Genomic DNA, 15803 nt, shown 5'->3' with positions numbered 1-15803 from the left:
GCACGGGCAATGCCGCGGCGCGTCGATGGTAGAATTGATAACCATTCCTATCATCGAGAAGGCGCTCCGTGACGTTGTCCGATCTGGCGCTGTACAGCTCCGCCGTGGTGGAGTCCGTGCAGGAACTACACGCAAACGATGCGATCGCCCGCCGACTGAAGGAGCTTGGCTTCGTCAAAGGCGAAGAAGTGCGTCTGGTCGCCCGTGGTCCGGTCGGCGCCGAGCCGCTGCTGGTGCAGGTCGGGTTCACGCGCTTCGCGCTGCGCCGTAGTGAGGCCGCCCGTATCGTGGTCACCGCATTGCAGGCGCGGGAGGCCCACGCATGAGCGCCGCGACCAACGCCCTGCGCATCGCCCTGGTCGGCAACCCCAACAGTGGCAAGACCGCGCTGTTCAACCAGCTGACCGGCAGCCGCCAGAAAGTGGCCAACTACACCGGCGTGACCGTGGAGCGCAAGGAAGGCCGCCTGCGCGCGCCGTCAGGCCGCGAGTTCGCCGTGCTCGATCTGCCCGGCGCCTACAGCCTGCAGCCGGCCAGCCTGGACGAGGCGATCACCCGTGATCTGTGCCGGGGCTTCTACCCCGGCGAGGCTGCCCCGGACGTGCTGCTGTGCGTGATCGATGCGACCAACCTGCGCCTGCATCTGCGCTTCGCGCTGGAGCTGCGTGAGCTGGGCAAGCCGATGATCGTGGCGCTGAACATGGTGGATGCGGCCGAGCGCCGCGGCATCAAGATCGACGTGCAGGCGCTGGAACAGGCGCTGGGCGTGCCCGTGGTGGAGACCGTGGCGGTGCGTCGCAATGGCGCGGCCAGGCTGGTCGAGCGCCTGGATGCGATGGTGCCGCACCTGCAGGCGCCGGTGGCAGTGCCCGCGGCCGAGACCGATTACCACGCCCAGGTGCGCGACATCCTCTCCGCCTCGGTGAGCATGCCGACGCGCACGGCGAAGATCGACGACGCGCTGGACCGCTGGCTGCTGCACCCGGTGTTCGGGCTGCTGACCCTGGCGGTGGTGATGTTCCTGATCTTCCAGGCCGTCTACGCCTGGGCCACCCCGGTCATGGACCTCATCGAGGCCGGCACCGCCGCACTGGGTGGCTGGATCGGGGGCGCGCTGCCGGAAGGCCCGCTCAACAGCCTGCTCACCGACGGCATCATCGCCGGCGTGGGTGGCGTGATCGTGTTCCTGCCGCAGATCCTGATCCTGTTCGCCTTCATCCTGGCGCTGGAGGAGTCGGGCTACCTGCCGCGCGCGGCCTTCCTGCTGGACCGCATGATGGCCGCGGCCGGCCTGTCCGGGCGCTCGTTCATCCCGCTGCTGTCCAGCTTCGCCTGCGCGGTGCCGGGCATCATGTCCACCCGCAGCATCCAGGACCCGCGCGACCGGCTCGCCACGATCCTGGTCGCTCCGCTGATGACCTGTTCGGCGCGCCTGCCGGTGTATGCGCTGCTGATCGGCGCCTTCATCCCGCAGAAGCAGATCTGGGGCGTGTTCAACCAGCAGGGCCTGGTCCTGTTCGGGCTGTATGCGGCCGGCATCGTCAGCGCGCTGCTGATGTCCTGGACGATGAAGAAGTGGCGCCGCGACAAGAGCGAGCATCCGCTGATGCTGGAACTGCCGTCCTACCGCATCCCGCACCCGCGCGATCTGGCGGTCGGGCTGTACGAACGCGGCATGATCTTCCTCAAGCGCGTGGGCGGCATCATCCTGGCGCTGACCATCCTGCTGTGGGTCCTGCTGTCGTTCCCGGGGGCGCCGGAGAACGCCACGATGCCGGCGATCGACTACAGCTTCGCCGGCCAGATCGGTCACGCGATGGCGGTGTTCTTCGCGCCGCTGGGCTTCAACTGGCAGATCTGCATCGCGCTGATCCCGGGCCTGGCCGCGCGCGAAGTGGCGGTGGCTTCTCTGGCCACGGTGTACGCACTGTCGGCCGCTGATGACGATGCAGCCAGCCAGGCACTGACGCCCCTGATCAGCGATGGCTGGTCGCTGGCCACCGCGCTGTCGCTGCTGGTCTGGTACATCTACGCCCCGATGTGCATCTCCACGCTGGCCACGATCAAGCGCGAGACCAACTCGTGGAAGCAGATGGGCTTTGCCACGTTCTACCTGTTCGCGGCCGCCTACATCGCCTCGCTGATCACCTACCAGGTGACCGTGGCACTGGGCGGCGGCTGATGGAGACCGGCCTGCTGCTGCAGTACGCCGTCATCGCGCTGGCCGTGCTGGCCAGCGCGTGGGTGGTGATGAAGAAGCAGTTCCCGGGCACCGTGCGCCGGGCGCGCGGGGCGATCGCGCTGGGGCTGGTCAAGCCGCAGCGTGCCGCCTGGCTGCAGGCGCTGGGCCGCAGGATCGCGCCACCTGCCACGGGTGGCGGTGGTGCGTGTGGCGGCTGCGACAGTTGTGGGCCGACGCCGCCCAAGCAGCACTGAGGGGCGGGATCCACGCCTTGCGTGGATTCCCCTGCAGAACCACAGTCAGCGGCCCAGGTTGCCCAGTCGCTCCACCTGCCGCAACCAGGCCTCACGCTGCGCCAGCGTGGTGCTGCGCACCGGGCCGAATCCGCTGATCCTGACCGGCTTGATCCCGCAGAATTCCAGGATCGTGCGGCGGATCTGCTGATATCCCGGCATGCGGTACACCCAACGGTAGTACCAGGGCGGGGTGTCCAGGGTCGTGATCACCCGCGCGCTGCGCCCACCGAGCAGCCGGTCCCACCACACCGAATCCTTGCGATAGCGGAACGCGACGCCAGGCAGGAAGGCGCGGTCAAAGAAGCCCTTCAACAGCGCCGGCATGCCGCCCCACCAGGTCGGGTAGACCAGCACCAGGTGGTTGCATTCGGCAATGGCGGCCATGATTTCCTGCAGGTCGGGCTCCAGCGGCTGGATCTGGCGGTAACCATGGCGCAGGACAGGATCGAAATCGGCCTCGCCCAGGGCAAACAGGTGGACGCCGTGGCCGGCCGCCTGCGCGGCGTCCCGGTAGCGCTGTGCCATTGCGCCGCACAGGCTGTCACGGTCGGGGTGGCCAAGCAGGATGACGATGGAGCGGGACATGGACGTACTCGCAGGAGGGGAGCGCAAGCCTGCGGTCTGCCCCATGGGGCAGAGTCAAGCGGCCCGGCAGTCGCCCGCGGCCATGCAGCTTTCCAGTGCGCCGGTATCCCCGTGGACGACGAGTTCGGCCACCTCATCGCGTAGAACGGTGAGCGCCTGGTCCAGCTGGTGGAGGCGCTCCATGTCTGCGCGCACCGCCTGTTGGCGCGTCACCAGCAGTGTCTGCACGCGTGGCCAATCGATGCCGCCATCGGCGCGACGCAGGCAGGCCACGTCGGCGAGCCGGAACCCGAGCGTCAGCGCCTGGCGGATCAGCTGGACCAGATGGAGATCCTGTTCGCTGTAGTCGCGGTAGCGATTGACCCGCGGGACCGGCGCCAGCAGGCCGCGTGCTTCATACAGGCGGATGGCCTTCTGGCTGGCGCCGCTGCGTCGGGCGATGTCGGAGATGCGCATGGATCAATCCCGCATCGGCCCGCCATGCATCACCAGGTGATGGCCGAGGCCCGGTGCGCTGCGGGTGACGGGAAGGCGCGGTTGCGAACGCTGCATGGAGAGGCTGCCAGAGGGACCGGCCGGCCAGCGTAGCAAGCCGCGGGTGGTTTTCCTCTTGTACATCCTCGCCACCACCCGCTAGCCTGCGGGCATGACTACCACTCCCCTACGTTTGCTCATCCACGGTGCGTCCGGCCGCATGGGCCAGGCGCTGCTCCGCCTTGCCGCCGACACTCCCGCCCTGCAGGTCGTGGCCGCGGTCACCCGCCGCTCGCCGGCCCAGCGCGTGGTCGAGGGCGTGCCGCACTTCGCCAGCAGTGAGCTGGGCGGTGCCCCCCAGTTCGATGTCGCCATCGATTTCAGCCTGCCCGAGGGGTTCGATCCGGTGCTGGCGCTGTGCGTGGAGCGCGGCGCCGGCTTCGTCTCCGGTACCACGGGCATCAGCGAGGCGCAGCGCCAGGCGCTGATCCAGGCGGCCGGCCGGATTCCGCTGGTCTGGGCCTCCAACTTCAGCCTGGGCGTGGCGGTGCTGGACGAGCTGGTCGAGCGTGCAGCCGCCGCGCTGAAGGGTTGGGACTGCGACATCGTCGAATCCCACCACAGCCAGAAGAAGGACGCACCGTCCGGCACGGCCCTGACCCTGGGCGCGGCGGCGGAGAAGGGCGGGGCCGAGCCGCACTACGCCAGCCTGCGCGCCGGCGACATCGTCGGTGAGCACCTGGTCCAGTTCACCGGGCTGGGCGAGCGCATCGAACTGACCCACCGCGCGACCAACCGCGACATTTTCGCCCGAGGGGCGATGTTTGCCGCCCGCCAGCTGCCGGGCCGTGCGCCGGGCAGCTACCGCGTGCGCGACCTGCTGGATGGGGCGACGCCGCCGCCTGCCGTCTGAATGGGCCCCGCGGGGCCAGCGGGGCGCGCGCCTGAACCGGCGCTGCGCCCTTTATCGGCCTGAACAGGGCAATTGCACGCGGATACTGGCGTCGAACCCGGCTTCCCTTTACAATTCCCGCTCGCCGAATCACGACAGCCGGACCGGTCCAGAACCGCAGTCCGCGCTTTTTTGCAGCCGCTTTTTCGTGAAGCGCAGGCGTGACTTCGGCGACCCCTCGGTAGCCAAAGTGAGATTTCCGTGACCCAAGCCGCAATCCTCGTCCTCGAAGACGGCACCGTATTCGAGGGCGAATCCGTAGGCGCGCCCGGCCTGTCCGTCGGTGAGGTGGTGTTCAACACCGCCATGACCGGCTATCAGGAAGTGTTGACCGATCCTTCCTACGCCCGGCAGATGGTCACGCTGACCTACCCGCATATCGGCAACACCGGCATGACCGACCAGGACGATGAAGCGGCCAAGGTATGGTCGGCCGGCCTGATCGTGCGCGATGTCCCGCGCCGCCCGAGCAATTGGCGCAGCCAGGTGTCGCTGCAGGATTGGCTGCTCCAGCGCGGCGTGGTCGCCATCTCCGGCATCGATACCCGCAAGCTGACCCGCATCCTGCGCGAGCGCGGCGCGCAGAACGGCGCCCTGATGGCCGGTGACGACATCAATGTCGACATCGCTCTGGAAGCGGCGCGCAAGTTCCCGGGCCTGAAGGGCATGGACCTGGCCAAGGTGGTCAGCACCGACAAGAGCTACACCTGGACCGAGGGCCAGCTGGATCTGGACAGCAACGCCTTCGTCAACGCGGCGCCGCGCTTCAAGGTGGTGGCCTATGACTTCGGCGCCAAGCTGAACATCCTGCGCATGCTGGCCGAGCGCGGCTGCGAGCTCACCGTGGTGCCGGCGCAGACCCCGGCAGCCGAAGTGCTGGCGATGAATCCGGACGGCGTGTTCCTGTCCAACGGCCCGGGCGATCCGGAACCGTGCGATTACGCGATCGGCGCGATCAAGACCTTCCTGGAAAAGAAGGTGCCGACCTTCGGCATCTGCCTGGGCCACCAGCTGCTGGCGCTGGCCTCCGGCGCGAAGACGGTCAAGATGGGTCACGGCCATCACGGCGCCAACCACCCGGTCCAGGATCTGGACAGTGGTCGCGTCATGATCACCTCGCAGAACCACGGTTTCGCGGTCGATGAAGCCTCGCTGCCGGCGACCCTGCGCGTGACCCACCGCTCGCTGTTCGACGGCACCAACCAGGGCATCGCGCGCACCGACGTGCCGGCGTTCTCGTTCCAGGGCCATCCGGAAGCCTCGCCGGGCCCGCACGATGTCGGTCCGCTGTTCGACCGCTTCGTGGCACTGATGGCCGAGGCGAAAGCTTGATGCGCAGCCTCGCGCTGCTGCCGTTGCTGTGGTGTGTCACGGGTGTGGCGCAGGCTGCGCCCGCCGCCGATGCCGACGTGGCGGCGGTGGTGAAGACGCTGGGCCTCGGCACGCTGGGCGCCACCATGTCCAGTCTGGTGATCGACACCACGCCGGCGCTGAAGGCGCTGTCGGAGGCTGATCAGCAGTGCGCGCAGGTACCCGTGCGCGATCTGCTGGATGCGCAGTTCCGTGGTTCCATCATCACGGGTCTGGGCAGCGATGGCGACGCCGTGATCGCCGAGTGGGCGCGCTTCCTGGCTACGCCGGCGGGCGAGGCGCTGGCGGGCGGCTTCGCCAATTCCACGCCCGAGAACACCGAGGCCAAGGCCGCTGCCGGCCTGGCCGGGCCGGACCGCGCACAGCTTGCCGCCTTCATCGGCAGCCCGGCCTATCGCCGGCTGGTGGCGTCGTTCGAGAGCGGGCCGGCGATGCCGGACAATCTGGGCGCGCAGTTGGCCAAGCCGCTGCAGGACCAGTGCCGGATCGTGCTGAACCCCGACGATATTTCCTGATCGACAGCGTGCGATCACCCCCATCTGCCTCGCTGTCCAGACTTAGAGAAGACAATGCCCAAGCGCACTGACCTTAAAACCATCCTCATCATCGGTGCCGGCCCGATCGTCATCGGCCAGGCCTGTGAGTTCGACTACTCCGGCGCGCAGGCCTGCAAGGCGCTGCGCGACGAGGGTTACCGCGTGGTGCTGGTCAACAGCAATCCGGCCACGATCATGACCGACCCGGAGATGGCCGACGCCGTCTACATCGAGCCGATCAACTGGCAGACGGTCGAGAAGATCATCGCCAAGGAAAAGCCCGATGCGCTGCTGCCGACCATGGGTGGCCAGACCGCGCTGAACTGCGCGCTGGACCTGGCCGACAACGGCGTGCTGGAGAAGTACAACGTCGAGCTGATCGGCGCCAAGCGCGATGCCATCCGCATGGCCGAAGACCGCGAGCTGTTCCGCGTGGCCATGGGTGAGATCGGCCTGGAGTGCCCGTCCGCTGCGGTCGCGCACACGCTGGAAGAAGCGATCGATATCCAGACCCGCGTCGGCTACCCGACCATCATCCGCCCCAGCTTCACCCTGGGCGGCAGCGGTGGCGGCATCGCCTACAACCGCGAAGAGCTGGTCGATATCGTGACCCGTGGCCTGGAGCTGTCGCCGACCACCGAAGTGCTGGTGGAAGAGTCGGTGCTGGGCTGGAAGGAATTCGAGATGGAGGTGGTGCGCGACACCGCCGACAACTGCATCATCGTCTGCTCGATCGAGAACCTGGACCCGATGGGCGTGCACACCGGTGACTCGATCACCGTGGCCCCGGCCCAGACCCTGACCGACAAGGAATACCAGCGCCTGCGCGATGCCTCCATCGCCGTGCTGCGCAAGATCGGCGTGGATACCGGTGGCTCGAACGTGCAGTTCGGCATCAGCCCGACCACCGGCCGCGTGGTCGTGATCGAAATGAACCCGCGCGTGTCGCGTTCCTCGGCGCTGGCCTCCAAGGCCACCGGCTTCCCGATCGCCAAGGTCGCGGCCAAGCTGGCGGTGGGTTACACCCTGGACGAATTGAAGAACGAAATCACCGGCGGCCTGACCCCGGCCTCGTTCGAGCCCTCCATCGATTACGTCGTCACCAAGATCCCGCGCTTCGCCTTCGAGAAGTTCCCGGCCGCCGATGCGCGCCTGACCACCCAGATGAAGTCGGTGGGCGAGGTGATGGCGATGGGCCGCACCTTCCAGGAGTCGCTGCAGAAGGCGCTGCGTGGCCTGGAAACCGGCAAGGTCGGGCTGGACCCGACCGGCCTGGACCTGTCCAACGAAGACGACATCACCACGATCAAGCGCGAGCTCAAGGCCCCGGGCCCGGAGCGCCTGTTCTTCGTCGGTGATGCATTCCGCGCCGGTTTCAGCGTGGAAGACGTGTTCGCCCTGTCGCACATCGACCCGTGGTTCCTGGACCAGATCGAAGAGATCATCCAGGCCGAGGCCGGGGTGGCCGCTGATGGCATCGATGCGCTGGACGCCGCGCGCCTGCGCAAGCTCAAGCGCGCCGGTTTCTCCGATGCCCGTCTGGCCGAACTGACCGGTACCAACGAAGCGGCCGTGCGCGCGCTGCGTCGTGCCCACAAAGTGCGCCCGGTGTACAAGCGCGTGGATTCCTGTGCCGCCGAGTTCGCCACCAGCACCGCGTACCTGTACTCGACCTACGAGGACGAGTGCGAAGCGGCGCCGAGCAACCGCGACAAGATCATGATCCTGGGCGGCGGTCCGAACCGCATCGGCCAGGGCATCGAGTTCGACTACTGCTGCGTGCACGCGGCACTGGCGCTGCGCGATGATGGCTTCGAAACCATCATGGTCAACTGCAACCCGGAAACCGTCTCCACCGATTACGACACCTCCGACCGCCTGTACTTCGAGCCGCTGACGCTGGAAGACGTGCTGGAGATCGTCGAGCTGGAACAGCCGAAGGGCGTGATCGTCCAGTACGGCGGCCAGACCCCGCTGAAGCTGGCGCGCGCGCTGGAAGCCAACGGCGTGCCGGTGATCGGCACCTCGCCGGACTCCATCGATCTGGCCGAAGACCGTGAGCGTTTCCAGCAGCTGGTCGACAAGCTCGGCCTGAAGCAGCCGCCGAACCGCATCGCCCGCAACGACCAGGAAGCCCTGCTGCTGGCCCGCGAGATCGGCTACCCGCTGGTGGTGCGCCCGAGCTACGTGCTGGGCGGCCGTGCGATGGAGATCGTCTACGGTGAATCCGATCTGGCCCGCTACGTCCGCGACGCGGTGAAGGTCTCCAACGATTCGCCGGTGCTGCTGGACCGCTTCCTCGACAACGCCGTGGAAGTCGACGTGGACATCATTGCCGACAAGGACGGCAACGTGCTGATCGGCGGCGTCATGGAGCACATCGAAGAAGCCGGCGTGCATTCGGGCGATTCGTCCTGCTCGCTGCCGCCGTACTCGCTGTCCGCTGAAACCCAGGCCGAGCTGCGTCGCCAGGTCGTCGAGCTGGCCAAGGCCCTGAACGTGGTCGGCCTGATGAACACCCAGTTCGCGATCCAGGCGGGCGAGAACGGCGAAGACATCGTCTACCTGCTGGAAGTGAACCCGCGTGCCTCGCGCACCGTGCCGTTCGTCTCCAAGGCCACCGGCATGCCGCTGGCCAAGATCGCCGCCCGCTGCATGGCGGGCAAGACCCTGGCCGAGCAGGGCGCGACCAAGGAAATCGTGCCGGGCTACTACTCGGTCAAGGAAGCGATCTTCCCGTTCGCCAAGTTCCAGGGCGTCGATCCGATCCTCGGGCCGGAGATGCGCTCCACCGGTGAGGTGATGGGCGTGGGCCGCAGCTTCAGCGCCGCCTTCGCGCGTGCGCAGGAAGCAGGTGGCATCAAGGCGCCGCCGCTGGGCAAGGCCTTCGTTTCGGTGCGTGATCCGGACAAGAAGCGCGTGCTGCCGGTGGCCAAGGCCCTGCTCGAGCGCGGCTACACCCTGGTTGCCACCCGTGGCACCGGCGCGTGGCTGCAGGAGCACGGCATGGACTGCGAGATCGTCAACAAGGTTGTCGAAGGCCGTCCGCACATCGTCGATTCGATCAAGAACGGCGAGATCGTCTACATCGTCAACACGACCGAAGGTCGCGCGGCGATCAACGACTCGTTCTCGATCCGTCGCGAAGCCCTGCAGCATCGCGTGACCTATTCGACCACCATCGCCGGCGCCATGGCGCTGGTGCAATCACTGGAATTCCGCGGGACCGGCCCGGTCTGGTCGCTGCAGGAACTGCACAAGGAGTTGAACGCATGAGAGCACCGATCACCCTGAAGGGCGCGCAGCGTCTGCGCGAAGAGCTTGACCACCTGAAGTCGGTCAAGCGCCCGAAGGTCATCGCGGCGATCGCCGAGGCACGCGAGCACGGCGATCTCAAGGAGAACGCCGAGTACCACGCCGCGCGCGAGGAGCAGGGCTTCATCGAAGGCCGCATCAAGCAGCTGGAAGGCGAGCTTTCGCATGCCGAGATCATCGACATCACCAAGCTCAACGCCGGCAGCAAGGTGGTGTTCGGCGCCACCGTCGAGCTGTCGGACGTGGAAAGCGATGAAGAAAAGCGCTACCAGATCGTGGGTGACCTCGAAGCGGACATCAAGCTGGGCCTGATCGCGATCTCCTCGCCGCTGGCCCGCGCCTTGATCGGCAAGCTGGAAGGCGATGCGGTCACCATCGACGCACCGGCCGGCCAGCGCGAGTACGAAATCGTCAGCGTCCAGTACCTGGACTGACGGCGATGGCCACGGCGACGTTGTTGCTGCCGGCGCGCAGCCGGTTTCCGGCGGCGCCGCTGCCCGATGACGTCGCCAAGGCGCTGGGGCGTGCGGAACGCCGCAGCGCCGAGGTGGGCGAGCGCGCCCAGCTGCGTCGGCATTTCCAGACGCAGCCGGACGCGTGGTCGGCCGCAGCCCTGACCCGCCAGCTGGATGTCGGCGACGCCGACGGGGCGGTATGGCTGCGGGCCGATCCGGCCAACGTGGTGCCGGACATGCATGGCGCGCGCCTGATGGGGCACGGGGATACCCTGCGGCCCGATCTCGCCGATGTCATGCACCTGCTGCCTGCCTTGCAGCCGTTGTTTGCCGGCTACGGTTTCGTGCTGGATGCCCCGGTGCCGTCCCGCTGGTATCTGCGCCTCCCGCCCGGCACCACGCTGCCGGTATTCGCCGAGCCCGATGAAGTGCTCGGCGATGATCTGTTCGCCCATCTGCCCGAAGGCGATGCAGGCCGCCGCTGGCGTGCCCTGCTGACCGAGGCGCAGGTGGTGTTGCACCAGCACGCGTGGACCCAACAGCGCGTGGCCGACGGCAAGCGTGCGATCAACTCGTTGTGGTTCTGGGGCGGTGGTGAGCTGCCCGAACGCGTGACCACCGCGCATGCCCAGGTCCGCAGCCGCGATGCGCTGCTGCAGGCGCTGGCCAAGGCGGCAGGCCTGCAGGCCGATGGCGAGCAGACCGTGGATGCCCTGGTGGACCTGCGCCAGCTGCGTTCGCTGGAGCAGTTGGGCAATGAGGCGATACGGCCGCTGCTGGCGGCGATCGCGCGCGGGGAATTGACGCGGCTGGTCCTGGATTTCGAGGACGGCACGTGCGTGGAGATCGACAAAGGCCAGCGCTGGCGGTTCTGGAAGAAGCCGGTGCAGCTGCACGACACCTGAGTGCAGCGCCGACCGAGGGTCGGCGTTCCTGCCTCTGGCCAGCCCTGGGCTCAGCGCAGTTCCGTCTCGAACGTGGCCAGGTGCCAGAAGCCGCCCGGCATGGCCCGGCACAACCCGGTCACGTATTCGCGGCTCACCACGAACCGCGTGCCATCCCATACCCAGGACCGTCCTGATCCGCAGCGCCCCAGCAACCGTTCGTCCATTTCTTCTTCCAGCACTGCGTCAGGGTGTTTCAGGAAGACGCGTGCGCGGGTCACCAGGACCGGTTCGAACGGCGGTTGCGCGCGGATCACCCAGCTTGGGCCGGTCACGAAGCGGCCCGGGACATGGCAGGCCATCGAGACCAGCAGGTTTACCTGGTCCAGTCGCTCTACCTGCAGCGAGGTCGATTCAATTCGATCGTCATCCCACCCGCATACCACCTGCGCGTCGCGGCCGTCCAACAGCGCGTCTATCAGGTCCTGCCGCCCCTCGAGCAACGCGTCCGCCGGACGGGCCTCCGCCAGCCGTGGGGGACCGTTCAGCACCGGTCTCGGCAGCGCTGGCGGTACACTCGCCTCCGGGCGGGTGCCGCGCTGGATCAGCGCGCCGGGCGTGTCCAGCCGGTCCTGCACCGCATCCATCTTCAGCAGCGTTGACGTGGCACCGCGGTTGGAGATGGGCCAGGCGCTGCCGGCCGCATCAACGATCGCGATGGGCGCACCGCGTCGCAGCGCGACGAGCAGCGCATCGGCCTGTGCGCGGCTGAGCGTGGCCGGGCGGTCGTGCTGGGTGGGAACCACCGTGCCCAGCGGACGGCCATCCACGTGCAGCTGCAGTGCGCCATCGGGTTTGGGCGTCGGCGTCCCGTTTGCTGCACCGGCGTACTCCTCGCCGTCCACATAGCCCAGCATCGCGGTGACCCGGGTATCCGGCCCGCCGGCACGTTCGAACAGCAGGCTGAAGGCAATCGGTGCGTCGGCAGTGAACCCGGCGGCGCGGCAGGTACGGGTGTTGTCACAGGCCAGCAGCCAGTCGTGCTCGAAGAACGACGTACCCAGTGAAGAGGCCGCTGCGGCGGCGACCGGTGCCAGCGAGAGGGCCATGGCGAGGCGCAGCGGGAAAGCAGATGCACGCATGAAGGGACGGCGGTGGTGAGGTGGGCAGGGAGTATCGGTCATCAGCGCACGAACAGGAACGCACGCGGCGACGGATACGCGGGGCAGAGCAGCGGCCGGAGCCAGCCAGTATCATGGGGGCACTCTCTGCAACCCGGCGATGCCGATGTCTTCCACCGCCGCCGCTGCGCCGCTCGCCGCTTCCCCGACCACCACGCACGCCGTCACTCTGCACCGTCGCGACGCCGTGCCCGTGGCCGGCTGGCCCGAGGACATGCTGCCGCTGCTGCAGCGCCTGTATGCCGCGCGCGGGGTCACCGATGCCGCGCAGGCGCAGCCAAAGCTGGCGCAGCTGCACGCGCCGGAGCTGATGGGCAGCATGCAGGACGCGGTGGAACTGCTGGCCGGGGCGATTGCCAGCAACGCGCGCATCCTGGTGGTTGGCGATTTCGACTGCGACGGCGCCACAGCGTGCGCCGTGGGTGTGCGTGGGTTGCGCATGCTAGGGGCGCGCGACGTGGTGCACGCGGTGCCGAACCGCGTCCTGCACGGGTATGGATTGTCACCGTCGCTGGTGGCTGACCTGGCGCACCTGCAGCCCGGCCTGCTGGTCACGGTCGATCACGGGATCGCCTGCCACGCCGGCGTCAACGCGGCCAAGGCACTGGGCTGGAAAGTACTGGTCACCGATCACCATCTGCCCGGCGAACACCTGCCGCCCGCGGATGCGATCGTGGACCCCAACATCAGCGGCGATGCCTTCCCGAGCAAGGCGCTGGCCGGCGTCGGGGTGATCTTCTATGTGTTGATGGCGCTGCGCCGCCACCTGCGCGGGCAGGGCGCATTTGCCACGACGCCGGAACCGGACCTGCTGACCCTGCTGGATCTGGTCGCGGTGGGTACGGTCGCCGATCTGGTCGCGCTGGATGACAACAACCGCGCCCTGGTTTCGGCCGGCCTGCGCCGGCTGCGCAGCGGCAAAGGCTGCGTCGGGCTGCAGGCGCTGATCGAGGCCAGCGGGCGCGATCCGGCACGGCTGAGCGCCACGGACATCGGTTTCGCGCTCGGCCCACGCTTGAATGCGGCCGGCCGGCTGGAAGACATGGCGCTGGGCATCGAGCTGCTGCTCACCGAAGACCGCGCCCAGGCGCGTGAGATCGCCACGACGCTGGAGTCGATCAACACCGAGCGCCGTGCGGTCCAGCAGTTGATGACCGACGACGCGGAACTGGCGGTGTCCCGTGCGGTGCTCAGCGCCGAGGGTGTGCGTCCGGTCGCCGCCTGCCTGTTCGATGCCGAGTGGCATCCGGGTGTGGTCGGTCTGGTCGCCTCCAAGATGAAGGATCGCCTGCATCGCCCGGTGATCGCCTTCGCGCCGTCCGAGCCGGGCGGCGATTCGCTGCGTGGCTCGGCGCGCTCGATTCCCGGCTTCCACATCCGTGATGCGCTGGCGCTGGTCAACGCCGCGCACCCGGGCCTGATCGACAAGTTCGGTGGCCACGCCATGGCCGCCGGTCTGAGTCTGCCGCACGCGCAGCTGCCCGCGTTCGAGCAGGCCTTCGTGGACGTGGTGGAGCGCACGCTGGATCCGCTCTCGTTGCAGCAGCTGCTGCTCACCGACGGCGAGTTGCTGCCGCAGGAGCTGGATTTCGCCCATGCCGAGGCGCTGCGTCTGGCCGGGCCGTGGGGGCAGGGCTTCCCCGAGCCGCTGTTCGACGGTCACTTCCAGGTGGCGCGCTGGCAGGTGCTCAAAGAGAAGCACCTCAAGCTCAGCCTGCGCGTGCCGGGCCGCCCCGAGCCGGTCAGTGCGATCCACTTCAGTGGTTGGACCGGCAATGCGCCGGCCAACCACGTCCACATCGCCTATCGGCTGGTCAGTGATGACTACCGGGGAGGCGGCGCGATTCAGCTGATCATCGAGCACTGCGCGGATGCCTGACAGGCTCCCATCGCCCACCGAACGTTTCGACCTGCAGAGCCGCATCGTGCTGCAGGGTGACGAGACCGCACGCACCGAACTCTCCGCCCGCGAGGGCTTCGAATTCCCCGACCTGGAAGGCTCGCGCCAGAGCGTGGCGTGGCTGCTGCGGCACGAACTGGCCGCACGGATCGAGGGCGGAGACGGCGCGTCCACCGGTCCGATCACAGTCGACGACGCGGTTGCCGCAGTGATGGCGCGGCTGAACCGGACCCGCTGCGTGGCCACGGACTACCAGCCATCGGACGACCCGGACGATTACCGGGATGCAGACGATCAGACCGGCGCGCTGGCGTATACCTGCCAGCTGCCGGATCCGGCCACGCTGCGTCCCGTGCATGCAGCGCTGCGTGCGGCGCAGGAAGGGAAGGATCGCCAACAGGCCGCGCAACGCCTGCTGGCCGCCTACGTTGAGCACCTCTCCAGCGCACCGGACCAGCCGGTGCACGCACATCACGCCGTATTCTCGCGCCCGTACTCGGCCGACCACGCCGTCATGCAGAGCATGGCGATCATGGAGACGATCCTTCCCGCGCTGTTCCCCTTCGACGGCTGGGAGGACGACGACGGTTGAGCATCGCCGCGCGTGGCAGCGTAATGGCTTACTCCTGGACCTCGGTCACCAGCGTCGGCATTTCCCAGGCGCCACCGGCGGCCACCAGCCGGCACAGGCCGGTGCTGCTGTCCGCGGTCCTCACGAACTCCGTGCCGGTCCAGCCCCAGGTGGTGGAGTACCAGCAATCGCCGAGGCCACGGCCCTTGTGCGCCTCCTGGATGGTGCGCACCTCATCACCCACGGCTGCCGTGGTGACCAGCCGCGGCTGGTACGGCGCGCGGTCGTTGATCACCCAGTAGCCTTCACCGGTGTTGTACGCGGCGCGCCAGCAGCTCAGCGAGACCAGCAGTTTTTCGGCGCTGAGCCGCTGCACCGTCAGCGCTTCGGGTTCGCCATCCGGCGACAGGCTGCCGCTGGGTCCCAGCGCTTCGCAATCGTCGGCTGAGGTCACCGCGGCGAGAGCGGCGCGCAGCGCAGGTGATGCGGCCAGCGCCTCGTCTGCCGGCCGGGTCGCCACCGGCTTGCCCAGCCGCACGACCGGCACCGGCAGTGCGGGCGGCACCGAGGACTCGGCGATGGTGCCTTTGCGCATCAGGGCGCCCGGCGTGCCCAGGCGGCCCTGGAATGCATCCATCTTCAACAGCACGGCCGACGCCCCTTTATCGGACACCGTCCAGCGTGCGCCGTCGTCGCCGATCAGCTCGATCCGGCTGTTGCGTGCCAGCGAAGCGAGCAGGGCCGCGAGCTGCTTCGCGGAAAAAGTGGCGGTGCCCTCGGCGGCATCGAACTGCATCGGGCCGAGCGAGGCGCCATTGATCTGCAGGCTGAGCCGCTGGGTGGAGGTGTTGTCGTCGTACTGGCCAAGCATCAGTTCGGCGTGCACCGGCTGGTCCGGCCCGCCCGCGCGGGTCAGCAGGATCGAGACCGGGTCGCCACCATTCTCATCGGCCTGGTAACCGGCGGCGCGGCAGGTGCGGGTGTTGTCGCAGGCCAGCATCCAGTCGCGATGGCCGAACGTCACGCCCTCGACGGGGGCGGCGGCGTAGCCGGGCAGGGCAAGCCCCATCAACAGCGGGGCGGTCAACAACAGGCGCATGC

At 68.2% G+C, this 15803-nt stretch carries 15 protein-coding genes; 11 read left to right on the top strand and 4 right to left on the bottom strand.

Annotated elements, in window-relative coordinates; genetic code table 11:
• Window positions 1-68: 68 nt before the first annotated feature.
• The 3 genes from ABE434_RS15245 to ABE434_RS15235 are packed head-to-tail and all read left to right on the top strand — an operon-like array spanning window position 69 to window position 2436.
• A complete protein-coding gene (locus tag ABE434_RS15245; protein WP_346479423.1) occupies window positions 69-326 on the top strand; it encodes a FeoA family protein in 258 nt (85 codons plus the stop codon).
• On the top strand, window positions 323-2182 hold the full coding sequence (locus ABE434_RS15240) for a ferrous iron transporter B (RefSeq protein ID WP_179459049.1): 1860 nt from the start codon (window positions 323-325) through the stop codon (window positions 2180-2182). Before ABE434_RS15245 ends, ABE434_RS15240 begins: the two co-directional genes overlap by 4 nt.
• Window positions 2182-2436, top strand: coding sequence for a DUF6587 family protein (locus tag ABE434_RS15235; protein WP_346479422.1), 255 nt, complete (start codon window positions 2182-2184; stop codon window positions 2434-2436). Before ABE434_RS15240 ends, ABE434_RS15235 begins: the two co-directional genes overlap by 1 nt.
• Window positions 2437-2481: 45 nt before the next feature.
• Here the strand turns inward: ABE434_RS15235 and ABE434_RS15230 are convergent, their stop codons facing one another.
• Together ABE434_RS15230 and ABE434_RS15225 are read right to left on the bottom strand one after the other, a co-directional pair.
• Window positions 2482-3063: an NAD(P)H-dependent oxidoreductase gene (locus tag ABE434_RS15230; RefSeq protein WP_346479421.1), complete on the bottom strand. Its 582-nt coding sequence runs from the start codon at window positions 3061-3063 to the stop codon at window positions 2482-2484.
• 54 nt (window positions 3064-3117) lie between these two features.
• Entirely contained in the window at window positions 3118-3519 is a 402-nt protein-coding gene (locus tag ABE434_RS15225) for a MerR family transcriptional regulator (RefSeq protein WP_346479420.1), read from the bottom strand.
• Window positions 3520-3709: 190 nt separating this feature from the next.
• Between ABE434_RS15225 and dapB the strand changes: the two genes are divergently transcribed.
• The 6 genes from dapB (at window position 3710) to ABE434_RS15195 (ending at window position 11071) form a co-directional block, all read left to right on the top strand.
• Window positions 3710-4450 carry a 4-hydroxy-tetrahydrodipicolinate reductase gene (gene dapB, locus ABE434_RS15220; RefSeq protein ID WP_346479419.1) on the top strand — a complete coding sequence of 247 codons (741 nt, stop codon included), beginning with the start codon at window positions 3710-3712 and terminating at the stop codon, window positions 4448-4450.
• 240 nt (window positions 4451-4690) lie between these two features.
• Window positions 4691-5821, top strand: coding sequence for a glutamine-hydrolyzing carbamoyl-phosphate synthase small subunit (gene carA / locus ABE434_RS15215; RefSeq protein WP_346479418.1), 1131 nt, complete (start codon window positions 4691-4693; stop codon window positions 5819-5821).
• A complete protein-coding gene (locus ABE434_RS15210) occupies window positions 5821-6375 on the top strand; it encodes a hypothetical protein (RefSeq protein WP_346479417.1) in 555 nt (184 codons plus the stop codon). Before carA ends, ABE434_RS15210 begins: the two co-directional genes overlap by 1 nt.
• 54 nt (window positions 6376-6429) lie before the next feature.
• A complete protein-coding gene (gene carB / locus ABE434_RS15205) occupies window positions 6430-9672 on the top strand; it encodes a carbamoyl-phosphate synthase large subunit (protein WP_346479416.1) in 3243 nt (1080 codons plus the stop codon).
• 8 nt (window positions 9673-9680) lie between these two features.
• Window positions 9681-10145, top strand: a complete 465-nt coding sequence (greA, locus tag ABE434_RS15200; RefSeq protein WP_026069738.1) for a transcription elongation factor GreA — start codon at window positions 9681-9683, stop codon at window positions 10143-10145.
• Between the two features lie 5 nt (window positions 10146-10150).
• Window positions 10151-11071 (top strand): phosphoglycerate mutase, encoded by a 921-nt coding sequence (locus tag ABE434_RS15195; protein ID WP_346479415.1) that lies wholly within the window; start codon window positions 10151-10153, stop codon window positions 11069-11071.
• Window positions 11072-11121: 50 nt separating this feature from the next.
• Here the strand turns inward: ABE434_RS15195 and ABE434_RS15190 are convergent, their stop codons facing one another.
• Window positions 11122-12192 carry a DUF1176 domain-containing protein gene (locus ABE434_RS15190; protein ID WP_346479414.1) on the bottom strand — a complete coding sequence of 357 codons (1071 nt, stop codon included), beginning with the start codon at window positions 12190-12192 and terminating at the stop codon, window positions 11122-11124.
• A gap of 145 nt (window positions 12193-12337) precedes the next feature.
• Between ABE434_RS15190 and recJ the strand changes: the two genes are divergently transcribed.
• Together recJ and ABE434_RS15180 are read left to right on the top strand one after the other, a co-directional pair.
• Window positions 12338-14110: a single-stranded-DNA-specific exonuclease RecJ gene (gene recJ, locus ABE434_RS15185; protein WP_346479413.1), complete on the top strand. Its 1773-nt coding sequence runs from the start codon at window positions 12338-12340 to the stop codon at window positions 14108-14110.
• The gene (locus ABE434_RS15180) at window positions 14103-14723 is read left to right on the top strand and encodes a hypothetical protein (RefSeq protein ID WP_346479412.1); all 621 of its coding nucleotides are present in this window, start codon (window positions 14103-14105) and stop codon (window positions 14721-14723) included. The genes recJ and ABE434_RS15180 overlap by 8 nt, the downstream gene beginning before the upstream one ends.
• A gap of 28 nt (window positions 14724-14751) precedes the next feature.
• Here ABE434_RS15180 and ABE434_RS15175 read toward each other — a convergent pair whose 3' ends face one another.
• Entirely contained in the window at window positions 14752-15801 is a 1050-nt protein-coding gene (locus tag ABE434_RS15175) for a DUF1176 domain-containing protein (RefSeq protein ID WP_346479411.1), read from the bottom strand.
• Window positions 15802-15803: the final 2 nt, after the last annotated feature.

This window comes from Stenotrophomonas sp. TWI1183 (assembly GCF_039673115.1).
GTDB lineage: Bacteria > Pseudomonadota > Gammaproteobacteria > Xanthomonadales > Xanthomonadaceae > Stenotrophomonas > Stenotrophomonas maltophilia_AA.
This window is presented reverse-complemented; position numbering and strand designations above follow the sequence as displayed.

Bases quoted from the DNA above. Each gene is read 5' to 3' on its own strand.
- recJ (WP_346479413.1), top strand. From the start codon at position 12,338: ATGTCTTCCACCGCCGCCGCTGCGCCGCTCGCCGCTTCCCCGACCACC.
- dapB (WP_346479419.1), top strand. From the start codon at position 3,710: ATGACTACCACTCCCCTACGTTTGCTCATCCACGGTGCGTCCGGCCGC.
- ABE434_RS15195 (WP_346479415.1), top strand. From the start codon at position 10,151: ATGGCCACGGCGACGTTGTTGCTGCCGGCGCGCAGCCGGTTTCCGGCG.
- ABE434_RS15190 (WP_346479414.1), bottom strand. From the start codon at position 12,192: ATGCGTGCATCTGCTTTCCCGCTGCGCCTCGCCATGGCCCTCTCGCTG.
- ABE434_RS15230 (WP_346479421.1), bottom strand. From the start codon at position 3,063: ATGTCCCGCTCCATCGTCATCCTGCTTGGCCACCCCGACCGTGACAGC.
- ABE434_RS15235 (WP_346479422.1), top strand. From the start codon at position 2,182: ATGGAGACCGGCCTGCTGCTGCAGTACGCCGTCATCGCGCTGGCCGTG.
- ABE434_RS15210 (WP_346479417.1), top strand. From the start codon at position 5,821: ATGCGCAGCCTCGCGCTGCTGCCGTTGCTGTGGTGTGTCACGGGTGTG.
- ABE434_RS15175 (WP_346479411.1), bottom strand. From the start codon at position 15,801: ATGCGCCTGTTGTTGACCGCCCCGCTGTTGATGGGGCTTGCCCTGCCC.
- ABE434_RS15240 (WP_179459049.1), top strand. From the start codon at position 323: ATGAGCGCCGCGACCAACGCCCTGCGCATCGCCCTGGTCGGCAACCCC.
- ABE434_RS15225 (WP_346479420.1), bottom strand. From the start codon at position 3,519: ATGCGCATCTCCGACATCGCCCGACGCAGCGGCGCCAGCCAGAAGGCC.
- carB (WP_346479416.1), top strand. From the start codon at position 6,430: ATGCCCAAGCGCACTGACCTTAAAACCATCCTCATCATCGGTGCCGGC.
- ABE434_RS15180 (WP_346479412.1), top strand. From the start codon at position 14,103: ATGCCTGACAGGCTCCCATCGCCCACCGAACGTTTCGACCTGCAGAGC.